The sequence below is a fragment of the Litoribacillus peritrichatus genome (assembly GCF_039537985.1).
GTDB lineage: Bacteria > Pseudomonadota > Gammaproteobacteria > Pseudomonadales > Litoribrevibacteraceae > Litoribacillus > Litoribacillus peritrichatus.
This window is the reverse complement of the sequence record NZ_BAABBN010000012.1, coordinates 86,173-108,396: the sequence shown is the minus strand read 5'-3', so window position 1 is coordinate 108,396 and position 22,224 is coordinate 86,173. Positions and strand designations below refer to the sequence as shown.

The window sequence follows — 22,224 nt, the reverse complement described above, 5'->3', positions numbered from 1 at the left end:
CTTAATCAGAAAATTAAAGGATGTTGAGTTCGAAGGACATTATTAATTGGTACCTTCGAACTTTATGAAAATTTTAATGAATTTATTTGCTGACTATTTTGAATGGAATCCCAAGTTTTTTGTTGAAAGATTTAGTGATGAATATCTATGTCTTTTATCAGAGCAAGAAAGTCACATTGTTGCATTAGACTCTGAAAGTACTCTTTCAGCGCTGGTTGAGGGAAACGTATGCCTCTCCGAGTTAAGTAACGTTTTGGCCTCTCACCAATTACTTAATCATCATCAAGAGCTTGCTCGTTTATTTGAGTCAGGACTTATTAAGAAGAAGGGTAAAGACTCTGATACGTTTAGGTATTTGCATCCGGATTTTTCAAATCAACCTGTCATTTCATCGCTCAATTCAGGTGGAGTGCGAGTGCGTTTATGGTGTCTTACCAAGGTGGAGGGAGTTGACAGCTTAGCCGAAAGCATTTTTTCAGGCGTAACTTTTGACATTCAAAACATAGTGATAGTGGATGATTACCTTGACCCTAGAATTGGTTCGATCCATAAGGAAATGTTAGGACTAAAAGAGAGTTGGGTGGTAATTAAGTTAACCGGGGAGCAAGCGTTTTTGGGCCCTGTTTTTAATGCTTCTGATGGAGGATGTTGGCAGTGCCTATATCATCGTTTGTTTTTAAATAATGGTTTACGTTGGAATCGTTTTAGTGCAAACGATACCTCAGCAAGCTCAGCTTTTGATCATATTAGGTTAGGCTTTATTCCTGTAAAAGACCACTTTGATTTGGACGCGAGCCAGAAGTTTGCTCTTAGGACTGTTTTACAAAGTTTGCTGGAGAACAAGAAAAAGCAGTTAATAGTTGAAATAAATTATGAAACTTTAAATCAGACAATGCACCCCATCATTAAAAGGCCCCAATGCCCGAGTTGTGGTGATAAGCACTTGTTCAAAAAGCAAAGTTTAGAGCCTATTAAGCTAACGTCTACACTCAAACGATTTACCAAAGATGGCGGTGTTAGAACGATTGATCCTGAGGTGACATGTCAGCGGCTTTTAGAAGTAATTAGCCCGTTTAGTGGTTTGCTTAGCCACTGCAGTTCTGTTTCCAAAGAGGGTGAGTACGTAAACCAAATATATAGAAGTGGATTTTTCCAGAATCCGACCCTGAATCATTATATCGGGCCGATTTCTAATGCAACGTTTCTTTATACGACAATGGGGAAGGGCATTAGTAAACAGCAGTCAATGGCAAGTGCTTTGAGTGAGGGCATTGAACGATTGGCTTCTCAGTACCAAGGCGATGAGTATGTCTTCAGTGCTGTTCCACCTCCGAATTCTTCTGATTATGTTTTACCACAACATTTGACTCCCTTTACGGACCAGCAATATGACTCGTTTGATATCCAGGCAAACCCCGAGCACCAGCTCTATGCTAGTGAAAAGTACCTCAGTGACCGACCAATTCATTGGACACAAGTTTGGTCTTTAACTCACTATCAACCGAAGTTTGTTCCTTTAAGTTACTGCTATGCAAATACGCCATTTGACGATCAGAAATTCAGTCGTTTTTATCACAATGGAGGTGCTGCGGGGAACACTTTGGAGGAGGCTATTCTCCAAGGTTTTTTTGAGATTATTGAGCGTGATGCCATTGCTATTTGGTGGTACAACCAAACGCCTAGACGGATGATTGATTTTGAGGGCGTCAGTGATGAGTTACTCAAACAGCTGGAGCATACCATTGAGGCGGAGTGGGATTACTGGACTATTGATATAACAACAGATTTTAACATTCCTGTGATCGCAGCCATCAGTAGAAATAAGACGACTGGCCAGTTTTGTTTTGGTTTCGGGTGTCATATTGATGCATATATTGCTTGCCAACGAGCACTTACTGAATTATGTCAAATAACAGAAATTCGAGATCGTAATACAGCACCTTTTGATTTTGATGCAATTGTTGATGGCGCCTATTTGTTTCCTGACTCGCAACCCCCTTGCAAACTGAAAGACTTTGAAACGGTAAAGAATGCGGATATTAAAGATGACATCAATCATTGTTTAGAGCGCGCACGTTTACTCGGTCTTGAAGTGTTGGTATTGAATTACAGCCGGCCGGATATGATCCTAAATACGGCGAAAGTTATTATTCCTGGAACCTGTCATATTTTTCCATATTTCGCAGTAGATCGTTTGTATCAAGTTCCTGTGGCTCTAGGCTTACTGGACAATGCAAGGCATGAAAATAACTTAAACCAACAAGCTCTATTGATATAGTGTGCAAGGACAAATGAATCGTGTGTGGTCTTTTGTTTTATTACTCTCGGTATGATTCCGTGGATGTCGCTAGATTTAAGGATGCGCTGGGTTATTTAAACCATCGTGGCCCGGATGAAAGAGGGCTTTGGATGTCAGCAGGTCTCAAAGTTGCTCTTGGTCATTGTCGTTTATCTATCAATGGTGGTCAGTCGGGAAGACAGCCTATGGTGACCGCAGACAACCAGTGGGTTTCAGTTATAAATGGCGAGCTGTATAACGATAGATCCTCTCTTTTAAAAGAAGGCGCTCAATTTCAGACAAAGTCGGACAGTGAATATTTAGTTCAAAGTCTTATGCACTGTGGTGAAAGGGCGTTTCAATTACTTGATGGAGAATTTGCCTTTGCTGTATGGCATTCGGCTTCTGAAACGGCTTACTTGGGACGTGATCGTCATGGTATTAAGCCGCTGTATTTTGCCCGTATAAATGGAAAAATAATTGCTGCTTCCGAGGTCAAGGCACTGCTGGCCTGTGGCGTTCCTTCCCGATGGAATTTGGAATATTTGCAGTCGGTAGAGTCTTTTGTTGCAGATACAACACAAACGCTGGTTAAAGGGGTGTTTTCTGTTCCGCCCGGTGTTGTTTTAAAAGTGGTCAATGACGAAGTTAAACAAATCACTTATGTCGATACGTCGCCATTGATTCCTGCAAGTTATCGGCTGAGTGATCTATCTTTTGATGATGCGGCAGATCAATTTGAGAGTTTATTCATAAGGGCTATAAAAAAGCGTCTCCTCACTGGCGGGGTGAATGCTTGTTATCTCAGTAGCGGCATTGACTCTTCGATGATTGCGGCTGTTACCAAGCAATATAGCCAGAAGCTTAAAACTTATAGCATAGGTTTTGAAGATCCAATGTTTGATGAAAGTTCGCAGGCAAGTGAATTTGCGAGTTGTCTTGATATTGAACATGAGATTGTATCTGTTTCTGAAAAGACTTTAGCCGATTGCTTTGAGGCGTCTGTTTATCATTGTGAGATGCCTGTACCGAACTTTAATGTATCTGCAAAATTTTTTCTCAGTAAAGTGCTGTCGGCAAGAGGGCATAAAGTGGCTTTAACCGGAGAAGGAGCAGATGAGTCTCTTTTAGGGTATGGCTTTTTTATGCAGGACATTACCTCACCTTATTTAGGTGAGGCAGAGGACGGTCACGGGTTTGGCCGTTTGAGCTATCTTCATAAGCGCTTGGGTTATGTCCCTGCTCAAATGGCTCATGCATTACCACAGGCTGAGGCGCTTTATAATTTACGGAATCGAAAATACTCTCTGATTAATGAATACTCGGCTATTAACCGAGAGAAAGATTCCCCGTTAATTTGTACTTCGCAAGAACTTCACTATAAAACTGTTTTTCAGACTTACAATTTATCTGCCTTGGCTGACAGGACGGAAATGGCGAACGCCATTGAGGGGCGGCCTTCGTTTTTGGACAACGAACTGGTGGATTTTATACATAGTTTGCCATTGGAATATAAATTTCATTTAAGGAAAAACAAACGGATTTTAAGGCACGTGGCTAAAAAATATATGCCAGAAAGTTACACATACGTTAAGAAAAAGCCATTCATCACTGCTCCAGTCAGTTTCAAAAAAACAGGCCCACTTGCCGATTTATTTGAATCGTATATTTTAGGTGGAAACGACTTACCGTCTTTGTATTCTAGCTCGAAAGTCAGGAAATTGTTTTTACAATTAAAAGGGCAAAATGAAAGCGTCAGGTCCCGATTTGATCCTGTATTTGTACACTTAGTGAGTCTTATGATTTTGCAAAAAAAATTTAATTTATCGCTTTAAAGAAATAGATTCATCAATCATATGTGTTCTTGATTTTTAGGAATTATAAAAATAAATAGGGATGTCTTTTAATGAAATTGGAAGTACAAAGAAAATCGGGAAAAGATGGCGTTGTTTTGTGGCACCCGTCGTTTGGTGTTTATATTTTTGATAATAAAGATGTTTTATTAATATCTGAACAGCAACAGCTGTGGTTACCTCAGTCGCAGTTTCCGTATCTTGATCAACTGAACGGAGAGCTCACCTGTTCCCAGATTATTGCAGAACAACGTGAAGAGGATTCTCAAAAGCAAGCGATGTTTTACTTTCAAGTGAAACAGCTCCTAGAATCTAACATTCTTCTTAACTCAGAAATAATTGAGGAGTATTTAGCACCTGATTTTGACAATAATCGAGACCTGGAACCACAAGACTTCTCTCACAATACGAGCCTACTTGATGTTATTAATTTATCGTTGATTGAGATTGAGAGTATTTATGGCTTAACTGACCTCCTTGTTCAATCGGTGGAAGATGCTTTTGTGAATACTCAGACAAAGGCAAAAATTACATACATTTTAGTTGATGATTTTCTGAACCCGCGAATCACCCAGGTTGAGCTGAATGAGCCGGGGTCAGTGTTGGTTGTGAAATTAACGGGGGAGAGTTGCTGGATCAGTCCTCTTTATTCACATCAGGATTTTACTGACTTCCTTAACCTGCAAAAACGCATTTTAGATAATCAACCTGTTCGCAAGGCCGCTATGATTAAGTGGCCGGCTAGCTCACTAGGGCTGCCTGTAAGGAATAGCGTTCAGTTTACGGAAGCGCAGTTACAGGATTTAAAAAAGCTGATCATTTTGCAAATGACCTCGTCTGCTCCCACTGTGCTTGCGGTGTATAGGAAAAGTGATTGTCAAACAGAGCGGCACCCGATCAATATTGATTTGGGTAATACGGACGATATGAGTCGTCAGATACATAGTCCGGTTCATTTGAATGCCTGTCTGAATCGCTTCAATAAGGATGGTGGGTCAAGGTCTGTATCGGCCCAAGAAACGGTTGATAGATTGTGTACTTTAGTGAGCCCGGTGACTGGCGTAATTAACCACCTTAAAGAAGTAGAATTTGGAACGAATTCCCCTGTAAAAGTTTATCGAAGTGGATTTTTCAAAACGCCGTCGGATCTAAAACCGGAGGTCATGGAGCAAGGGTTTGTACAGATTTGTATGGGCAAAGGAGTTAGCCCGATACAGTCTCAGGCGAGTGCATTGTGTGAGGCGGTAGAGCGTTATAATGCGCTCTATCAGCCGGATATCCCTTTGATCAAAAGCAGGCATTCAGAGTTAATCGTTCAAGGGCAACGGGTTTTGATTTTTCAGGATTTAACCCCTTACAGTGAGGCTCAATATCAAAAATTTAATGACCCAGTTCATCCAGACTCTCAACTTAAACAAGCGGCTCAACCCTATCTGGATCAGCCAATACATTGGCTGCCGGTATGGTCTTTAACCCATGAAGCGGCTGTGCATGTGCCTTTGAGTCAGTGTTTCAGTGAAATTCCATTTGAAGATGTTTGCTTTGGTCGCTGGCATTCGAATGGATGCGCAGCGGGTAACTCCCTTGAGGAGGCCATTCTACAAGGTGTCTTTGAGCTGATTGAACGGGATGCTGTGGCAATTTGGTGGTATAACCGGTTAAAGCGTCCGGAGTTTGATTTGTCTCGTTTGGATCAAGAGAATTTATCAAAATTGAAGCAGACATTATCCCCGGATGATGAGGCTGGCCATGAATTCTGGGTGTTGGATTTAACTCTGGATGTAGGGGTTCCAGTCATGGCTGCCATCGGTAAAAGTAAAGCAGATGGTGGTTTTGTTATGGGGTTTGGTTGTCATCTGACGCCCGAAATTGCAGCGCAGAGGGCGCTAACTGAATTATGTCAGCTGATTCCTATTCGAAATCAAAATGGTGCGCCTTTTGATTTTGACGCTATGGCGGATAGCCCGTATTTATATCCCGATAACTTCGCAAGTGCCTTTCCTCGGATCAGCTCAGCTGGTGATGATTTGAAGGATGATGTTCTGGGGATTGTAGAACGTTTAAAGACGCTCAAAATGGAAGTGCTGGTCTTGAATTATTCGCGAGCTCAAATCCCTTTGAACACAGTTAAAGTATTTGTTCCGGGCTTGTGCCACATCTGGCCCCAATTTGCTAATGAACGTTTATATAAAGTGCCTGTGGATTTAGCAATGAAAGACGTGGCCTTGAATGAGTCAAATATTAATCCTCATGCTTTATATATTTAACCAAGGCAGGGTTGAATGTAATTGTATGTAATAGCGAAATGTATGTGCTGTTGTAATGTATAAATAAAGGTTTATTCACTGGGTGATTTCATGGCGATATTAATTGGCGAACGAACGGGCGTAAATGTCGATATTCAACCTCAACATGTTTTTGGGCGGCATCCTACGGCAGCAACGTTTCTTTCTAATTCTGAAGCTTCTCGGACACATGCGGTTGTTATTTGGGATGGGGAAGCGTGGGTTCTGAAGGATACAAGTTCAAACGGTACATACATCAACGGACAATATCTTGCTCGTGGTGCCCAGCAAGTTCTGAACGCTAAAGATCAAATTCAATTTGGCAGTGTATTGGCAGAGATTTGGTTTGTTAAAGATGTGTCCCCTCCAGACAGCTTATTAATCCCGATTACATTGGGCTTACCCACAATAAAGTTGGCTCAGATTACAGTTCTGCCTTCCGAGGATGATCCTCAGATATCCATTTATCGTTCTTACAAAGGACAGTGGATGTGTGAAACCGCGTCTTCTGTTTATGAACTTAAAATGGGGGACCGGGTCGGCACAACGGACAAGCAATGGCGGTTTGTGGATGCTCAGGCAAGTACTGAAACGGAGGTCATTAAAAACAAAATCAGTCAGCCCCCAAAGCAGTTAGTGTTTAAATTTGACGTGAGTCAAAATGAAGAGCACGTTTCATTATCTGTGGATACAGGCAATGAAATTCTTGATTTGGAGGTCAGAAACCATCACTACCTTCTTTTATTATTGGCCAGAAAATACCTGAATGATCATAACTCGGGGATTTCAGAGTCAGAAAGTGGTTGGGTGGATAAAGATCTTTTGTGCAAAATGATGGGGCAAAATGCTAACCATATCAACATTCAGATATATCGCTTCAGGAAACAGTTTTTAGATATTTATCCATACCAAGATCAAATGCCACAAATTATAGAAAGAAGAACCGGCGAAATAAGGTTTGGCCCTAATGTGGTTGAAATATTGGGCGGTGTGGGCGTTGAAAGCCAAAATGAGTTTAAACAAAGTGGCTTACGCTTAAACTAAACCCTGAGTTCAGATAATAAGTCCTATTTAATCCTGTGAGGTTCAGAGGCTGCGCTTTCCGAAGTGTGGCCGTTTTTTTATGTAATCGAGTGTAATACCATTTTTTAGATCTTCTGTTTAACTCATAAGTGGGGAAGTGATTAGTCCTTTTACTTCTACGTGATCGTTTGAGTACTGTGTGAGAAATTTACGGAGATTAAAATGAGTTATGGGTTATCAATGAAGAGTGAGTGGTCCGACTTTACTCAGCCAGATCAATGCAGCCTTTCATTGTTTAACGAGGTCATGCGACGGGAGCCAGGCCGCTTTTTTCATCCGGTGGCTGTTCAGTTTAAATCCCGCAATAAGCGTTTTTTAAGATTTCTATGCCATAAAGTGCTTTTAAATAGCGCAGATCACTTTCAACTTCAATGGGTTTCAATTCAGCTTACGGCTTCAGGCACTCCAACGCTGGTGGATGTTAACGATGTAATTACTGAAGTCTCTGCGTGTGATGTTTTTGTGCCGGCAACCTTAGTTAGCGCGCATATTACACTTGCAAATGAGGGCGTTGTCTTGAGTGGAGTGATCGATGCTTATGATTATTTCTCGTATGATCATAAAATTATCCCAAAAAATAATACGACAGGACAGATCGCAGCAGACGTTGACTATTGGCCGTATCATGCCGTCCTTGAAGAAACTGGCATAGGTTATAATCCAGGAAAAGGCCCAGTGGCAAAACCGACGTCTTTTTCTTTGCTGTTAAATCCAACTCAAATCGGTAAAAAAGGAATTAAGTTAATCGCTAAAGGCCAGGAAGTGCTTTTGGACCTTGCTGACTTAAAGAATCCAGCTCTGGGGGCTTGCGATGCTTCTAGTCACTTATTGCTTCAAAAAGCTTTTATTACCAATGGTCGGGCATCATCGTCGGATGATGTTTCTGGCTTCGATCAGGTTACTTTATACGACGATAAGTGCTATCAGTTTTATGAGGACAAGGAGGGGCAGGGGGCATCACAAGCCATATTGACATATCGACCACCTGGTTTAAAGGCCATTAAGCAATGTCGGTTGAATTATAAACAAGCTATTGAGGCGTTCTCAGTAGCGACTAAAGGGGCTATGTTTATAAGCTTGACTTTATATCAGCCAGATACTGCAGACATGAATGAGCCTATTTGGGAATTCGAAACTATTTGTAATGAAAAGTTATTGATAGGTGCCAATTCGGGTCGTGTTCGGTATGCGACTTCGTCCTCGCCTTTGGCGAAAAGAATGAAAGCTTCTTAAGCTATCCAACAAAGCCTTTCATAATATTAATTCTATATCAGTCAGGTATTACCTTACTCATCGCTAGGTATCAAATTATAATACTCGGTTGTTTGTATTCTGATGATATTTCTTAATGTTTTAAAGTCCCTTCGTAATAGGCTTCAAAATCATTGTCAGTGATGATTTGGGTGTTTTTGTTGGAGAGGAATAAAGGGACGATTATGAACATAAAATGGGGACGGCTGGCAAGCATGGTCATCATACTGGTTACAGTGTATTTGACTGGTTGTTCAGCTCAGCAAACCAGAAATAGCAGTAGCGTTGTAGATTACTTGTATCCTAAAGGTTTAAACGAGGCAATTCAGCCAAGCGTACCCATTTTGACCTTGCCCCTTAAAGTTGGTATTGCGTTTGTGCCAGAGAAAATATCTGTCAGAACAGGGCAGAATTTTTGGTCCGGAATGAGTTTTGGGGGGCATCGAAATAGATCGGAACATTTTCTGGCTCGGGGAGGGCTGAGTGAAGCCAGAAAGGCAGATATTCTTGAAAATGTTGCAGATCACTTTAGGTCGCTAGAGTTTGTTAGAGAAATTGAAGTAATCCCTTCTGCTTATTTGTCTAAAGAGGGAGGTTTTACCAACTTAGATCAAATTAGCACCATGTATGGTGTAGATGTAATGGCTTTGGTTTCCTATGATCAGATCCAATTTACTGATAATGGTTTACTCTCATTAAGTTATTGGACACTTGTAGGAGCCTATGTGGTTTCTGGTGAGAAAAATGATACCAGCACTATGCTTGATACTTCTGTGTTTGATATCAAGAGCCGAAAAATGCTATTCAGGGCACCAGGGACCAGTACAATTAAAGGGAATTCTACCCCGGTCAATCTCACAGAGGAATTACGCCTGGATAGTGCTAAAGGCTATCATGAAGCCTCTGATGAAATGGTTGTTAATTTGGGGCACCAACTTAGCCGGTTCCAGGAGAAGGTCAAAGATAATCCCAAATTGGCCGAAGTTCGGTATCACCCAGGGTATAAGGGTGGGGCATTTGGTGTTGTTGAGGTTTTGATATTTATGTTGTTAAGCGGAGTATTATTCTTTCGTAGAGGTTGGGTGATGTAGTTTTTGTTGCTGTTGTAACTCAGATAGAAATTTGAAAGGAACTGCACAGGTCAGTTCCTTTGTTTTATTTGCAGTCTTATTGATGTTTTTATCCATAAAATCAATGTCATACATAGTTCTTATATTGATGTCGTGACGTGGAATCGGTGACGATTTAAAACTAAAGTTTATGTAATAACGTGTAATGTAAAAGAGTGATCAGTTTTGCCATATTATGCGTATGTGCAGCCTTTGACCATAATTGTTCTGAGTGAGGATTTAGGCAATGGCTCGCAGGCTGAGTGGAAATTTTATAATAAACATAAAATGAATCGTCGGCTGTATATCACGAATCGTCGTACCCCTGATTGATTTTAAAGAGCGTTATCTGAGTTTTGTCTTCTCTGTGCTTTTTCCATTAATCCCTGTTGTGTTGTGCGTCTGTGCATATCGATAAAAACAACAAAACCCTCTTAAAGGGCTTGCTAGGGATAGAAATGATGAAAAAAGAATACGATGTCGTTGTTATTGGTTCCGGGTTTGGTGGTGCCATTACCGCTTGCCGATTGGCACAAGCGGGGAATTCTGTGTGCATTTTAGAAAAGGGCAAGCGCTGGATTAAAACGGAGTTTCCCAGGTCAACCGGTGAAGTGGCTAATCACGCGTTTTGGGATGAGAAGGATAAAGAAGAAGGGCGAGGGTTCATCGAATATTTGCCTTTTAAAAATATGGATGTGATTCAGGGGGTAGGGGTAGGTGGTGGTTCACTCCATTACTTTAATGTTCATATCCAGCCTCCTGAGTTAATCTTCGATCAGGCTCGCTGGCCTAAAGCCATATCCAAAGAAAGTTTGAAACCCTATTATGAAGTCGCAAAGGATATGCTCGCAGCAAATAAATTGACACCGCCCAAAGGTCGGGAAATTCCAAAGCGAACCAGCGCCTTTATTGAGGCCGTTGCGGCAACGTCTGAACAAGCTGAAGAAATCGATATCTGCGTTCATTTTGATGAAGAAGCCAAATCCCCGGGTGGTCAGGAACAAGGCCCATGTGACTATTGTGGTAACTGTTTATTGGGTTGCCATGTCAACGCAAAAAATACACTGGATTTAAATTACATCCCACTGGCTGAAAAACACGGTGCTGAAGTGTACCCGTTGCATCAGGTTGTCAATATCTTACCTCATGACGGTGGCTATAACGTTGAGTTCATGGAGCTGCCAGAGGACCCTCTTTCAGGCACATCTGTCCCCGGTGTCGTTAAAGGTAAAAAAGTGGTTGTTTCAGGTGGAACGTTAGGCTCCAACCAATTATTGCTTGAGTGTCGTGATCGCACCAAAAGCTTGCCTGATATCTCTGACCGTTTAGGAAAACACTTTTCTGGTAACGGTGATTTTCTGTTTGCAGGCACGCATTACAAAGATAAAGAAATTGATGCGGGCAGGGGACCAAGCATTACGGCTGGTGTTGGTTACACTAAAGGGGACAGTCAGCATATTTACATCGAAGACTTAGGCTTTCCCGATCCGTTTATGTGGTATTTGAATGGTATATTGCCGACGACAGGGCGTCTCTGGAATGCGGTCGATCAGGCTAAGAATTATGTATTGCGCAGTTTGGGTCTGACGTCAAATTTTGAAGCAGAACGTCTCTTTAATGGCGGCTACATGACGAAGTTTTTACCTTACCTGGGCATGGGTACTGACGCCGCTGATGGAAAAATCTATTTGGATTGGCGGGGGCGGTTGAAGCTGGACTGGAAGCACAAAAAAAGCCGTTCTATGTTTAATGACATGATTGGCCATCTTAAAGACATCAGTAAGAAGTCTGGAGGGCACTTTATCAATAGCCCGCTTTGGGATTGGCCATCGCGTAAATTGCTTACTGCTCACCCATTGGGTGGTTGTGTTATGTCGGATAAAAAAGAAGATGGTGTGGTGAATGAATGGGGTGAAGTTTGGGGTTATCCTGGTCTTTACGTGGCAGATGGCTCGATTGTGCCCAGTGCGATCTCGGTAAACCCCACAGCGACCATCAGTGCCCTATCTGAACGGGTTGCCTTTCATATGATTCACGGGCGTGAAATGCAAGAAAACGATCCAAATACGCCAAAGAATCGCTAAGAGGACAAACCAGGCCTTCGAACAACGGGTCTGGTTTTATTTGGTTTTTGAACCTAGTTGCCCATTTGTATTTTGATGACGCCTTACCTCGTCATCAAAATTAACGGATGAATAGTATGCTTTTAATGTTGAGAGCCATTGTTCAGCGTATTTTTCATAATTTCCTGTGTTTTTACCAAAGACAATATAAACAGGAGTTGCTCTTGGTATTTCATAGATAACTCTGAATTGGTGACTGGAAAGTGTAGGAAAGGCCTGTTGGTATTTTTTGATGGTTGTTGCTAGTGTTCCGGCGGGCAATAAAAAGTAATCATAACGTTTGATGCTAACAAGTTTTAATATTTGACCTTGAGAACTGACTTCACCGACCTGGTCATTTTCTAATGTTTTTATAAACGTATCCAGTGTATCGCCATAAGAATTACCTCTTACCATGGCAAGCCGATAACGCTTTAAATCATTCAGGGAGTGAATTTTCTGGATTTTATCGTTGTTTAATGCCGAGTACGCAAGCATGCTTGAATGATTTAAAAACGAAGGCTCCGGTAGGTAGTCGAACTTCTTTTCACGCTCCGGTGTTTTATTCGCACCGAGAATGAAGGATATTTTGCCACTGGCGACTTCTGCCTGACATCGCTTCCAATTGTCTATGAATTTGAGCGTAACTGTAATAGAAGGGTTAATTTGTTGAAATAGAGATAATTGGTCAATCAGGATGCCAGCATGTTCTCCCTGACTGGTGAGATAAATCCAGGGTTTCCAATTAAAGTAGGCACACCATGTCATGTTTTCAGCCTGTAACTGACCAGGCAGAATTAAAGAAAATAACAAACAAATTATGTGCCTTTGCATGAAAGTTAATCTCTTAATGACATAACACCTTATATTTACAGCATAAATACTAGTGGAAATCAGTAATAACACCAGATAAGTCAACACTTAGATTGCTATGTAAGTTGTTCTCTGATGTGTGATCAGGGCGTATGTCCTGGGGCAACAATATATTGCTGATAAAGTGCATCAATTCTTCCGGAAGCAACCATTGTTCTCATTTCTGACGCAAGGCGATAAGCCAATGAGCTACTGCTTAGTTTATATGGAACGTTGTTGGCCGAGAGAGGTTTGCCCGGGTTAAATAATGCGTTTGCTTCTTCCTGGTAAATGTTCGATTTTCTGGATATGCCTGTGTAGAGTTCTTGGGACTTTGCTTTGCAACAAGACTTGTGTGTTGAAATTTTTAAACTCGTTAAGTCTTCTAGATTATGGGCGGCTAAATATTTGAAGTAATCCTCTTTGATGATGCGGTAAAAGATGAGCCGTCCATTCTTTAACATGGTTATTGCGCGACTGTCGGTTAATTTCGTAATAGGTTTGTTTGGAACTTTAAAGGCTTTTGCAATTTTACTGGTTGTGCTTCCAGCTTCGAAAACCCAAGTGAGCCCGTATTGGTTAATTTCTGAGATGCTTTTTAGGTTGTTTATGAAGTCTGGTGCTAGGCCGAAATATGCTTCGTACCGAAATAATCCATTTGGTATATAAAACAAATATTGCGCGCGGTCATTATCAAAACCGGTGCTTGGATATAAGTCAGCTTCTCCCGATTTTAGTAATCTGTGAGTGCGCTTTTTGGGATATCTTTGAATGGATAGTTTACACCCTAGGTTGTGCGCGACTTCTTGGTAGAGTGCTTTATAGAGACCTTCATTGTTCGGTGCCGGAGCCATATAACCAGGCTTTCCCTTGTCTTTGTAAACAAGGGACAGAGTGCACTCTCCCGCCGCGTAAGATCTATGAGCGATAAGGCATAAAATAATTATGAAGATTTTTCTGGTCAGTAAACTGGTCTTCACGAGAATTTCTGACTCCGGTTCAGTAATTGATTAAAGTATAGTGTATGCGGGAGTGCGACAACTGATCTTCTAAGGGCGTTAAATTGACAGTAAGTGCAGGCAAAGACACTGTGTCCTGAAATGGGATTTTTAGTACTGAATTCGAGGTGCGGTAAGCCTGATATTGGAATCATCTTTTCGTGATTTACAGATATTTTTCCAGAATTTTTTGATATCGACCATCTTGCTCAAGTACTTTTAGTTGTTGATTGAATTTCATTAATAGTTGCCTCTTTGTGTCTTTTTTAGCGCCTAGATAATGTGGTCCTGTATCAATGGGAATTGGAATGATTTCAACCAGATCGGCTACACCATTATTTTTTGTGGAATGGATGCCTGTTAATTTATTGTCTATGAATGAGTCGGTACGACCCAGAAGCAGTTGCCGAATCAGATCGTCAGATTCGCCTTCTATTACTGTAAACAATTTATTGCTTCTGGCTTGATCAAAGCGTTTTCCATAACTCCAACCCAGTTTTGCTCCTATTACTTTTCCCTCTAAGTCTGAAATTTTGCTGAACGGAAAGCTATGGTCTTTTCGTGTGAATAGAACCACCTTTGTGCTGTAAAAATTATCCGAAAAATCCAGAAATTTGGCTCGGTCATCCGTTTTGAAAATGCCAGCTACGATTCCTTTGCCTTCTTTTGCTCTTATTAATGCGCGTTTAAATGGCAAGCTGACGATATCGTGCTGGATATTTAAGTCATCAAAGACGGCTGTGACAATGTCGTAATAGACGCCGTTGGGCTGCTGATGTGCTTTGTGCGAGAGGGGAGGATCACCCTCGTAGAATATAAGTGTTTCAGCGTTTGATACTTGAGAAAGAGCCAATATGGTTACATAGCTTATGAACTTTAAGGTTTTGTTCATTTTGAATGTCTTTGATCTCAATCATATGCACAGATATTTTTATTATAGGAGGATCTTTGGTTAAAGAAGTCAGAGTTGAATGTGCGCTATAAAACCATTTTATATATTGATAGAACTTTGAGTATCTGTCACAGTGATGAATTGGTTTAAGTTGTTGATATGTAAATATATTTTATTAAAAGAACTGTGTTTAATAATGATGGATTCTGATAATCAAGGATGAATTAATAATGATGAAACCAAGCATGTTTGCCTGCTGTGCAATTTTGTTAGCTGCCTGCAGTGGCGGAGGCTCGAATGATTCACCAGCAGTAACGCCTGGAGAAGACCGCTCCAATGTATTGGTGATACCCATGGTTGTGCATGTGTTATATGACGATGAATACCCTGAGTCCAATCTTAGTAATGAAAAAATACTCTCTCAGCTTGCTGTTTTAAATCAAGACTTCAGAGCTTTGAATGAAGACCTAAACACAGTGCCTGATGAGTTTGTGGATTTAATTGCCGATGTGGAGATTGAGTTCAAAATGGCGGAAATTGATCCAAATGGTATGCCTACTAGTGGCATAACCCGAACCTTACAGGGTAACACTGAGCTTGATGATATTTATTTCACTAACTCAGGCGGCAAAGACGCCTGGCCTACTGATCAATATTTGAATATCTGGTTGTATGATTCTGCAGACCGAAATGGTCGGGTTGGCTTTGCCGGGTCTGGCCAGTTTCCTGGTGGAGACCCCTTAACCGATGGCGTCGTGATGGATTATCGAATGATGGGGACGGTGGAACCCCTCTATGGCACTAATACAAAAGGCCGGACGGCTACGCACGAAATTGGCCATTGGCTGAATTTAATACATATTTTTGGTGAGAAAGAATCGTGCGATATCACAGATTTGGTTAACGATACTCCCACTTCCTTTACTGAATACAATGGCAAGCCAAATCACCCGGCCAGTTCTTGTGGAAGTAATGACATGTTCATGAACTTCATGGATTACTCTGACGATGATGTGCTGGTTATGTTCACTAAAGGCCAAAAAGCGAGGATGCGAGCCGTCTTTGAACCGGGTGGCGGGCGTTATGATTTGTACCAGAATATTATTGCGAGCGGCACTTAATTCAATGGATGTTGATAGTTAAAATCAATTAAATGTATTCTTATAATTAATTTTTTTATTGTTGTCATGGCGTCTATTCTTTTCTCAGCAACGTGCATTAAATAATTTTCGTTATCAATTTAATTGATCAAGAATAATGCTAAAAATGGAGAACAGTTATGGCCAAGACAACGCTAACCACATCCAGTGGTGCACCAGTTTCAGAAGACAATAACAGCATAAGTGTGGGCCAGAGAGGCCCCTTAACTTATGATAATCATTATTTATTTGAAAAGTTAGCCCATTTTAACCGTGAACGAATTCCCGAGCGGGTGGTTCATGCAAGAGGCACTGGAGCTTATGGCTCATTTACGTTAAGCAAGTCTTTGAGTGATTTCTCCATCGCTTCATTTTTACAAACGCCAGGTGATAAAACTGAGGTTTTCCTGAGATTTTCAACGGTGGGAGGCGGCCAGGATTCCAGCGACTATGCCCGAGACCCAAGAGGTTTTGCAGTGAAGTTCTATACCGACCAAGGAAACTTTGATTTAGTCGGGAATAACACACCAGTCTTTTTCTTGAATGACCCCATTAAATTTCCTGACTTTGTGCACTCTCAAAAGAAAGACCCGAGAACTAATTTGCCCAACCCTGCAAAAATGTTTGAATTTTGGGCGAATCACCCACAATCACTGCATCAGATGACCATTTTAATGTCTGATCGGGGTATCCCGTATTCCTTGCGACACATGCACGGTTTTGGCTCTCATACTTTGAGTTTCTGGAATAAAGCAGGGGAGCGCTTTTGGGTGAAATGGCATTTTAAAACGGATCAGGGCATTAAAACTCTGACTGAGGAAGAAGCCGTTAAGATGAGCCCGTTTGGCGCTCAGCAAGATTTGGTTGAGTCGATTGATAAAGGTGACTTTCCGAGTTGGACGGTTAAGGTTCAGATTATGCCAGAAGCCGAAGCCCGAAGTTATTCGGTGAATCCATTTGATCTAACCAAAGTATGGTCTCACAAGGATTATCCTCTGATAGAAATTGGCAAGCTGGAGTTGAATCGTAACGTAGATAATTATTTTGCGGAAACTGAACAAGCGGCCTTTGCACCAAGTAATTTGGTGCCTGGTATCGGTGCTTCACCAGATAAAATGCTTCAGGCCAGATTGTTGGCATATCAGGATGCACATAGATACCGAGTTGGTGCCAATGTGAATCAAATACCGGTGAATGCGCCACGTTGTCCGGTGCAGCACTATCAAAGGGATGGGGCTTTTGCAGGAATGTGCCCGGCGCACGGTGGTGAATTGGCGACTAATAATCAGGGGGCTGGAATTAACTTTTATCCGAATGATCAAATACATCAGGGTGAACCTGCACCGGATGCACAATTTACCGCACCACCGATGCCTGTTTTAGAGGATGCCTGGATCGGACATCATGATCAATCGGACGAAGATTACTTCAGTCAGGCAGGGGATTTATACCGCTTGATGTCTGACCATCAGAAACAACAGCTGGTCAGCAATATTGTGGGAGGGCTAAGCATGGCCACCGAGTCTGTTCAGGCCAGAATGGTTGAACAGTTTACTAAAGCAGATGCTGATTACGGGAGCAGAGTGAGTTCAGCACTGAAAGCTTAACATGTGACCTTTCTCTTCGAAGGCCAAGGAAGGCCCTTCACAAATACGGGTTCAGAATTGTCATTATATTTTGTCCGATTTTCTCAGTTCTGGCGTCTAAATATAGGCGCTGGATAAATCATTGATTTCTTATTTTTTATGATAACTATCTCATCAAAAACGTATGTAAATCATGCGGTTGTTGGAATTGCATAGCGAGTTTTGAACTTTTTGAGGAATCCAGTTTAATCTTTTGATGACTCTTGCAGTTTTTGCATAATCTTTTTTATTGACCCATAGGATTGAGCTTTTCTAATCTGTTTTTCTTATGGGAGCTTCATTCGTTTTGAGCGCTTCCTAAACCAACGGTGTATGTGCTGTATCGTTGTTTCATCGTTCGTAAAAAATAATAACAATGATAAAGAGATTCGAATGGATATAAAACACGTCACCGCAGGCATGTTAGCCTGCACATCGCTGTGTTCAGCGTACGTTCAGGCCGGAGAAAATGAAAATGCCGTTTATGAGTTAGCTCAGGGTTGTTATGCAATCCAGTCGCCTGAGAACGGTAACTTTATTAAAAAGTATCATCAGGGAGGGGTGGTTGATAATGGTCTCAGCTATCGCTTCGAGAATGTTTCTGTTGAGGAAGCTGCACACTTTTATTTTAAGCCAACGTCATTCTCCAATTATATGCTGACTGACAAAGATGGACGCTATTTTGCGAGTCACTTACCCGCAGAAGTCAGTGCAGGGCGGTATGCCGGGGTATTTGCGGAATGGCGAGTGTCAGCCGAGGGAAATACAGCGAATGGTTTTCAGTATAAGTTTCATGGTAATGGTTTGAATATGGGTCTTCGTCATCATTATGAACGTGGAACCATGTATTTCTTTGACCTTTTAAATCCAGGTAACAACTCAAGTGAAACCAAGTTTAATTTGGTAGCTCAAAATGACTGTAAACCGTTTCCTGAAGTCACGGTTAACGTTACAGGCAACCGGGACGTGTTAAAAGGCAACGTTGATGAGCCAATTCGAGGCTACGTTGATCCACACACGCACATCACGTCTTATGAGTTCATGGGCGGTAAAATGATGCATGGCAAACCGTTCCATCGGTGGGGCGTGGAAGAGGCTTTGAAGGACAGCAAAGCTGTGCATGGGCCGAATGGGTCGTTGGACATCATTGGCAATCTGTACACCTTCGGCGATGTTAATAATCGTTACGATACACGCGGCTGGCCGGACTTTCCCTGGTGGCCAAATCATCAGCAAATGAGCCATTCCGGTTATTATTATAAATGGATTGAACGCGCTTATTTATCTGGCCTGCGGTTGATGGTCACGGATCTCGTGGAAAATGAAGTGCTCTGTAAAGTTCAGTCCACGGTGAACCCGGCCAGTTGGATTAATCCAAACAGCTGTAACACCATGGACAGTATCCGCCTTCAGGTTCAACGCCTGAATGAAATGCAAGATTATATTGATGCTCAGGCTGGCGGGCCGGGTAAAGGATTCTTCCAGTTGGTTGAATCTCCTGAAGAAGCCCGAGCGGTCATTGCGAATGGTCAAATGGCGGTGTTGATGGGGGTTGAGGCGTCTGAGACGTTCAATTGTGGCTTAAAAGACGGATGTAATCGCAACACCGTCGAAGCGGCGTTAAACGAATTGTATGATTTAGGCATTCGAACGATTTATCCGGCTCATAAGTTTGACAATCATTTAAGTGGCTCGCGGGTTGAAGATGGCTTTATTAATGTCGGGCAACTCTTGGCCAGCGATCGTTTCTTCGAAACCAAAGAGTGTGATGATGAAACCCGAGGAAAGCCGTTTAAGTCGGGTTTCCCTTTGATTGGCGACGTGCCTTTCATTAAGGAAATTCTCGATGCTGCGGGTGCCAACCCGGAATACGATGAAACCATTGATCATTGCAATAAGCACGGTTTAAGCGAGCTGGGTGTGTATCTTGTGAATCGCATGATTGATAAGAAAATGCTGATTGAACTGGATCATGCCAGCGCGGACTCTGCCACTGCGATCATGAATATTGTTGAAGCCAGGAATTACAGCGGCATCATTTCTTCTCACAGCTGGATGAACTCTGCTAAAAACGGTGGCCTGCACAATAATATGAAACGACTGATTCATTCGGGCGGTTTCGTGGCACCATACAACTCAAACGCCAGTTCTGTCGGTGGCAGTATTTCAGCTTATTTGGATGAAGTTGAAAAAACGCCATATCTGCACGCCGTAGCTTTCGGAACGGACATGAGTGGTTTAGGAGGTCAGGCCGGGCCAAGAGGGGATGTAGCGACTAATCCTTTGAGCTATCCATTCACCAATGAATTTGGATTGGTATTTGATAAGCAGGTTTCGGGTAATCGAGTCTTCGATCTCAATCAAGACGGTATTGCACAATATGGGTTGGTTGCTGATCACGTTCAGGACATTCGAGAGCAGACGTCGGAGCGGATTTATGAATCCGTTATGAACTCTGCGGAAGCTTACATCCAAATGTGGGAGCGGGCGGAAGGCAACACCAATACGGATTACGTTGATCCGTTGGAGCAGTTTGTCAAAATCTATAATCGCAAAGCCGGTCGCTGTATGGACATTCCTGGTCACGATGACAATTTGAATAACGGTACTAATGTGCAGCTCTGGAACTGCGATGATGAGTCCTTTGATCAACACTGGATTTACAACAAAGAAAAGCAAATGTTTGAAAATCGTGCTGACCGTACCAAGTGTTTAGACAACCGAGGCCAGGCATACAATAACGGAGAGATTGTGATTTGGGACTGTGTTGACAGTGATAATCTGCGCTGGACATACACAGATAACCGATTAGCCAGCAAACATAACGAAAACATCGTGGCTGATGCCTACGGTTATGGAAACGGTGATAACGTCGGTCAATGGGAATACCATGGCGCGGACTGGCAAGAATGGGAATTACGCCCTATGACGGCAATTCATACCTGGGTTGATTTCCGGGATAAGCGTGAAGGTAAATGCTTGGACGTCACGGGAAGTAATTCCGCAAATGGTACGAAGGTTCAGTTGCATGCTTGTAATGGTACACCAGCACAGCAGTGGTATTTTGATCCGATCAAAGGCACTTTAAAAAGCCAGCTAGAAGGCAATAAGTGTCTGGACATTCCAGGAGGCAATACCAGTAATGGCAGTCAGCTGCAGATTTGGGATTGCCAGGAAAGTAACATGAACCAGCAGTTCAACAAGCATGGTAATGTTTTCAGTGCCAGACTGGACTCTAATCAGGTCATTGATGCCAGCGGAACGAGCAATGGAGATGCCATTGTGATGTGGCGATCTCATGGTGGCAATAACCAAAAATGGCGAGCGGGGCTTAACTGATCGCGGCTGATTAAAGCGGCTTAATGGCCGCTTTATTCTTAGGTTTGTTTCTTGTCAGGCCTGAGCTTACCGTTCAGGTCTACCAAGTACAGGTCTAACAAATACAGGTCTGCTAAGGGCCGGTCAACTAAGTGCCGGTCAACTATGAGCAAGTGTTACAAGAATGGGTTAAGCATGCGTCCAAAAAAGCCTGTCATTTTTAATGGCGCATCCAGGACGGCAAAACAAATGCAATCTTGTTTCATAGTCGCTTTTGGTTGGTGTATGGTTTCAGTGTCCGACAGAATGAAGTCCCCTGGGTGATAATATCCTGCTTTGTCTGAAAAACTACCTTCCATCACCAATGTGAACTCATTGCCTTTGTGGGTGTGCTCAGGAAGTTCTGTTCCTGCCGCAATTTTGTAGAGTTTCGCCGTTAGTTTCTCATCTGAAATGGGCAGTAGATATTCTTGAATACTGCGTGTGAATCCTTTCCAGGGCAAGTTTTCAAAATCTTCAGGTACAAATCGACTGAGTGGTCTGGGCATGTTTTTAACTCGTTCATTCGAAGGTGCCGAACTCTTTTCTGCTGGTGGCTCTTCAATGCGAGTTAAAATCGTCCTTAAGGCATTTTCCGAAACTTTGACTGGTGGCGATAAGTTTAAAAGCTCGCCACCAACTGAGTCATATAAGCGGGTCTTTTTGTTGCATTCGATACAACTTTCAAGGTGACAGGCAATCATTATTCCTAGGGCATTAGGTAATTGGCCAGCGGAAAACTGCATCAAAAGTTCGTCATTAGGATGATAATTAGCCATGAGATATTTTCTTTTGCCATTGTATCCAGCTTTTTCATCGCGAGCCTCAAACGGGACTTGATGGTGCCAAGCGGGAGATTAAGTTCTTCCGAAATTTCAGAGTGAGATTTACCTTCGAAATAGACTTTGTAAATAATTTGTCGTTGTTCCTGAGGCAATGTCTCTATAAGAGTACGCACGACTTTTCCATTCAGATCACTCTCAACGTCAATTTCCAGATCTTCGGTCGTTTGCTCTGGCCATAGGTCGTCGGAGGTGACTAAATCCGGGCGGTCTTTTCTTAACAGATCAATGTGTTTGTTTCTTACGATGGTAAACAGCCAGGTGGATGCAGATGCCGTTTTAGGGTTGAACGTATGGGCTTTTCGCCAGACAGCCAGGTAACACTCCTGAACCAGTTCTTCTGCCTCAGATGGTTTTGCTCCACATCGAATTGCATAGGCTTTGAGTTTTGATGATGTGAGGTTGAACAACTGAACAAATGCGTGTTTGTTCTGTGTTTGGCCAATGATCACAACCAGTTCGTTTAATGATTTGTTTTCAAGGTGATTGTGTTGAAGCAAATCCTGATTCCTTTTAGAGCCTCCGATCCTGAAATAGATTTTTCAGCACTGTTGTTCA

At 42.2% G+C, this 22,224-nt stretch carries 15 protein-coding genes; 10 read left to right on the top strand and 5 right to left on the bottom strand.

Annotated features, from left to right (window positions below; all coding sequences use genetic code 11):
* The first annotated feature begins 64 nt into the window (after positions 1-64).
* From ABD744_RS16925 to ABD744_RS16895, 7 genes are all read left to right on the top strand, one after another.
* The gene (locus ABD744_RS16925) at positions 65-2,278 is read left to right on the top strand and encodes a TOMM precursor leader peptide-binding protein (RefSeq protein WP_344799735.1); all 2,214 of its coding nucleotides are present in this window, start codon (positions 65-67) and stop codon (positions 2,276-2,278) included.
* Between the two features lie 20 nt (positions 2,279-2,298).
* Positions 2,299-4,113: an asparagine synthase (glutamine-hydrolyzing) gene (gene asnB, locus ABD744_RS16920; protein ID WP_344799734.1), complete on the top strand. Its 1,815-nt coding sequence runs from the start codon at positions 2,299-2,301 to the stop codon at positions 4,111-4,113.
* Positions 4,114-4,184: 71 nt separating this feature from the next.
* Positions 4,185-6,398 (top strand): YcaO-like family protein, encoded by a 2,214-nt coding sequence (locus tag ABD744_RS16915; RefSeq protein WP_344799733.1) that lies wholly within the window; start codon positions 4,185-4,187, stop codon positions 6,396-6,398.
* Positions 6,399-6,488: 90 nt separating this feature from the next.
* Entirely contained in the window at positions 6,489-7,460 is a 972-nt protein-coding gene (locus tag ABD744_RS16910; RefSeq protein ID WP_344799732.1) for an FHA domain-containing protein, read from the top strand.
* 201 nt (positions 7,461-7,661) lie between these two features.
* On the top strand, positions 7,662-8,732 hold the full coding sequence (locus tag ABD744_RS16905) for a hypothetical protein (RefSeq protein WP_344799731.1): 1,071 nt from the start codon (positions 7,662-7,664) through the stop codon (positions 8,730-8,732).
* Between the two features lie 203 nt (positions 8,733-8,935).
* A complete protein-coding gene (gene rhlP / locus ABD744_RS16900) occupies positions 8,936-9,841 on the top strand; it encodes a rhombotarget lipoprotein (protein WP_344799729.1) in 906 nt (301 codons plus the stop codon).
* Positions 9,842-10,317: 476 nt separating this feature from the next.
* On the top strand, positions 10,318-11,943 hold the full coding sequence (locus ABD744_RS16895) for an FAD-dependent oxidoreductase (protein ID WP_344799728.1): 1,626 nt from the start codon (positions 10,318-10,320) through the stop codon (positions 11,941-11,943).
* A 36-nt stretch (positions 11,944-11,979) separates the two neighbouring features.
* Here the strand turns inward: ABD744_RS16895 and ABD744_RS16890 are convergent, their stop codons facing one another.
* The 3 genes from ABD744_RS16890 to ABD744_RS16880 all read right to left on the bottom strand — a co-directional run bounded on the left by ABD744_RS16890 (position 11,980) and on the right by ABD744_RS16880 (position 14,703).
* Positions 11,980-12,774: a substrate-binding periplasmic protein gene (locus ABD744_RS16890; RefSeq protein ID WP_344799727.1), complete on the bottom strand. Its 795-nt coding sequence runs from the start codon at positions 12,772-12,774 to the stop codon at positions 11,980-11,982.
* 143 nt (positions 12,775-12,917) lie between these two features.
* Positions 12,918-13,667 carry a hypothetical protein gene (locus tag ABD744_RS16885; protein ID WP_344799726.1) on the bottom strand — a complete coding sequence of 250 codons (750 nt, stop codon included), beginning with the start codon at positions 13,665-13,667 and terminating at the stop codon, positions 12,918-12,920.
* A 310-nt stretch (positions 13,668-13,977) separates the two neighbouring features.
* A complete protein-coding gene (locus ABD744_RS16880) occupies positions 13,978-14,703 on the bottom strand; it encodes a substrate-binding periplasmic protein (RefSeq protein WP_344799725.1) in 726 nt (241 codons plus the stop codon).
* 230 nt (positions 14,704-14,933) lie between these two features.
* Between ABD744_RS16880 and ABD744_RS16875 the strand changes: the two genes are divergently transcribed.
* The 3 genes from ABD744_RS16875 (at position 14,934) to ABD744_RS16865 (ending at position 20,806) form a co-directional block, all read left to right on the top strand.
* Entirely contained in the window at positions 14,934-15,824 is an 891-nt protein-coding gene (locus ABD744_RS16875) for a M43 family zinc metalloprotease (RefSeq protein ID WP_344799724.1), read from the top strand.
* A 158-nt stretch (positions 15,825-15,982) separates the two neighbouring features.
* Complete coding sequence (locus tag ABD744_RS16870; protein WP_344799723.1) at positions 15,983-17,449, top strand: catalase; 1,467 nt, start codon at positions 15,983-15,985, stop codon at positions 17,447-17,449.
* Between the two features lie 411 nt (positions 17,450-17,860).
* Positions 17,861-20,806, top strand: coding sequence for a ricin-type beta-trefoil lectin domain protein (locus tag ABD744_RS16865; RefSeq protein WP_344799722.1), 2,946 nt, complete (start codon positions 17,861-17,863; stop codon positions 20,804-20,806).
* A gap of 155 nt (positions 20,807-20,961) precedes the next feature.
* On the opposite strand, the gene ABD744_RS16860 is transcribed toward ABD744_RS16865, so the two are convergent.
* Both ABD744_RS16860 and ABD744_RS16855 read right to left on the bottom strand, forming a co-directional pair.
* Positions 20,962-21,603 (bottom strand): ChrR family anti-sigma-E factor, encoded by a 642-nt coding sequence (locus tag ABD744_RS16860; RefSeq protein WP_344799721.1) that lies wholly within the window; start codon positions 21,601-21,603, stop codon positions 20,962-20,964.
* Positions 21,570-22,166, bottom strand: coding sequence for a sigma-70 family RNA polymerase sigma factor (locus ABD744_RS16855; protein WP_344799720.1), 597 nt, complete (start codon positions 22,164-22,166; stop codon positions 21,570-21,572). The genes ABD744_RS16860 and ABD744_RS16855 overlap by 34 nt, the downstream gene beginning before the upstream one ends.
* Positions 22,167-22,224 lie beyond the last annotated feature (58 nt).

What these genes read in the sequence shown, in the direction of transcription:
- ABD744_RS16925 (WP_344799735.1), top strand. Translation starts at nt 65, where the DNA reads ATGAAAATTTTAATGAATTTATTTGCTGACTATTTTGAATGGAATCCC.
- ABD744_RS16915 (WP_344799733.1), top strand. Translation starts at nt 4,185, where the DNA reads ATGAAATTGGAAGTACAAAGAAAATCGGGAAAAGATGGCGTTGTTTTG.
- ABD744_RS16910 (WP_344799732.1), top strand. Translation starts at nt 6,489, where the DNA reads ATGGCGATATTAATTGGCGAACGAACGGGCGTAAATGTCGATATTCAA.
- ABD744_RS16905 (WP_344799731.1), top strand. Translation starts at nt 7,662, where the DNA reads ATGAGTTATGGGTTATCAATGAAGAGTGAGTGGTCCGACTTTACTCAG.
- rhlP (WP_344799729.1), top strand. Translation starts at nt 8,936, where the DNA reads ATGAACATAAAATGGGGACGGCTGGCAAGCATGGTCATCATACTGGTT.
- ABD744_RS16895 (WP_344799728.1), top strand. Translation starts at nt 10,318, where the DNA reads ATGATGAAAAAAGAATACGATGTCGTTGTTATTGGTTCCGGGTTTGGT.
- ABD744_RS16885 (WP_344799726.1), bottom strand. Translation starts at nt 13,667, where the DNA reads ATGGCTCCGGCACCGAACAATGAAGGTCTCTATAAAGCACTCTACCAA.
- ABD744_RS16880 (WP_344799725.1), bottom strand. Translation starts at nt 14,703, where the DNA reads ATGAACAAAACCTTAAAGTTCATAAGCTATGTAACCATATTGGCTCTT.
- ABD744_RS16875 (WP_344799724.1), top strand. Translation starts at nt 14,934, where the DNA reads ATGATGAAACCAAGCATGTTTGCCTGCTGTGCAATTTTGTTAGCTGCC.
- ABD744_RS16870 (WP_344799723.1), top strand. Translation starts at nt 15,983, where the DNA reads ATGGCCAAGACAACGCTAACCACATCCAGTGGTGCACCAGTTTCAGAA.
- ABD744_RS16865 (WP_344799722.1), top strand. Translation starts at nt 17,861, where the DNA reads ATGGATATAAAACACGTCACCGCAGGCATGTTAGCCTGCACATCGCTG.
- ABD744_RS16860 (WP_344799721.1), bottom strand. Translation starts at nt 21,603, where the DNA reads ATGGCTAATTATCATCCTAATGACGAACTTTTGATGCAGTTTTCCGCT.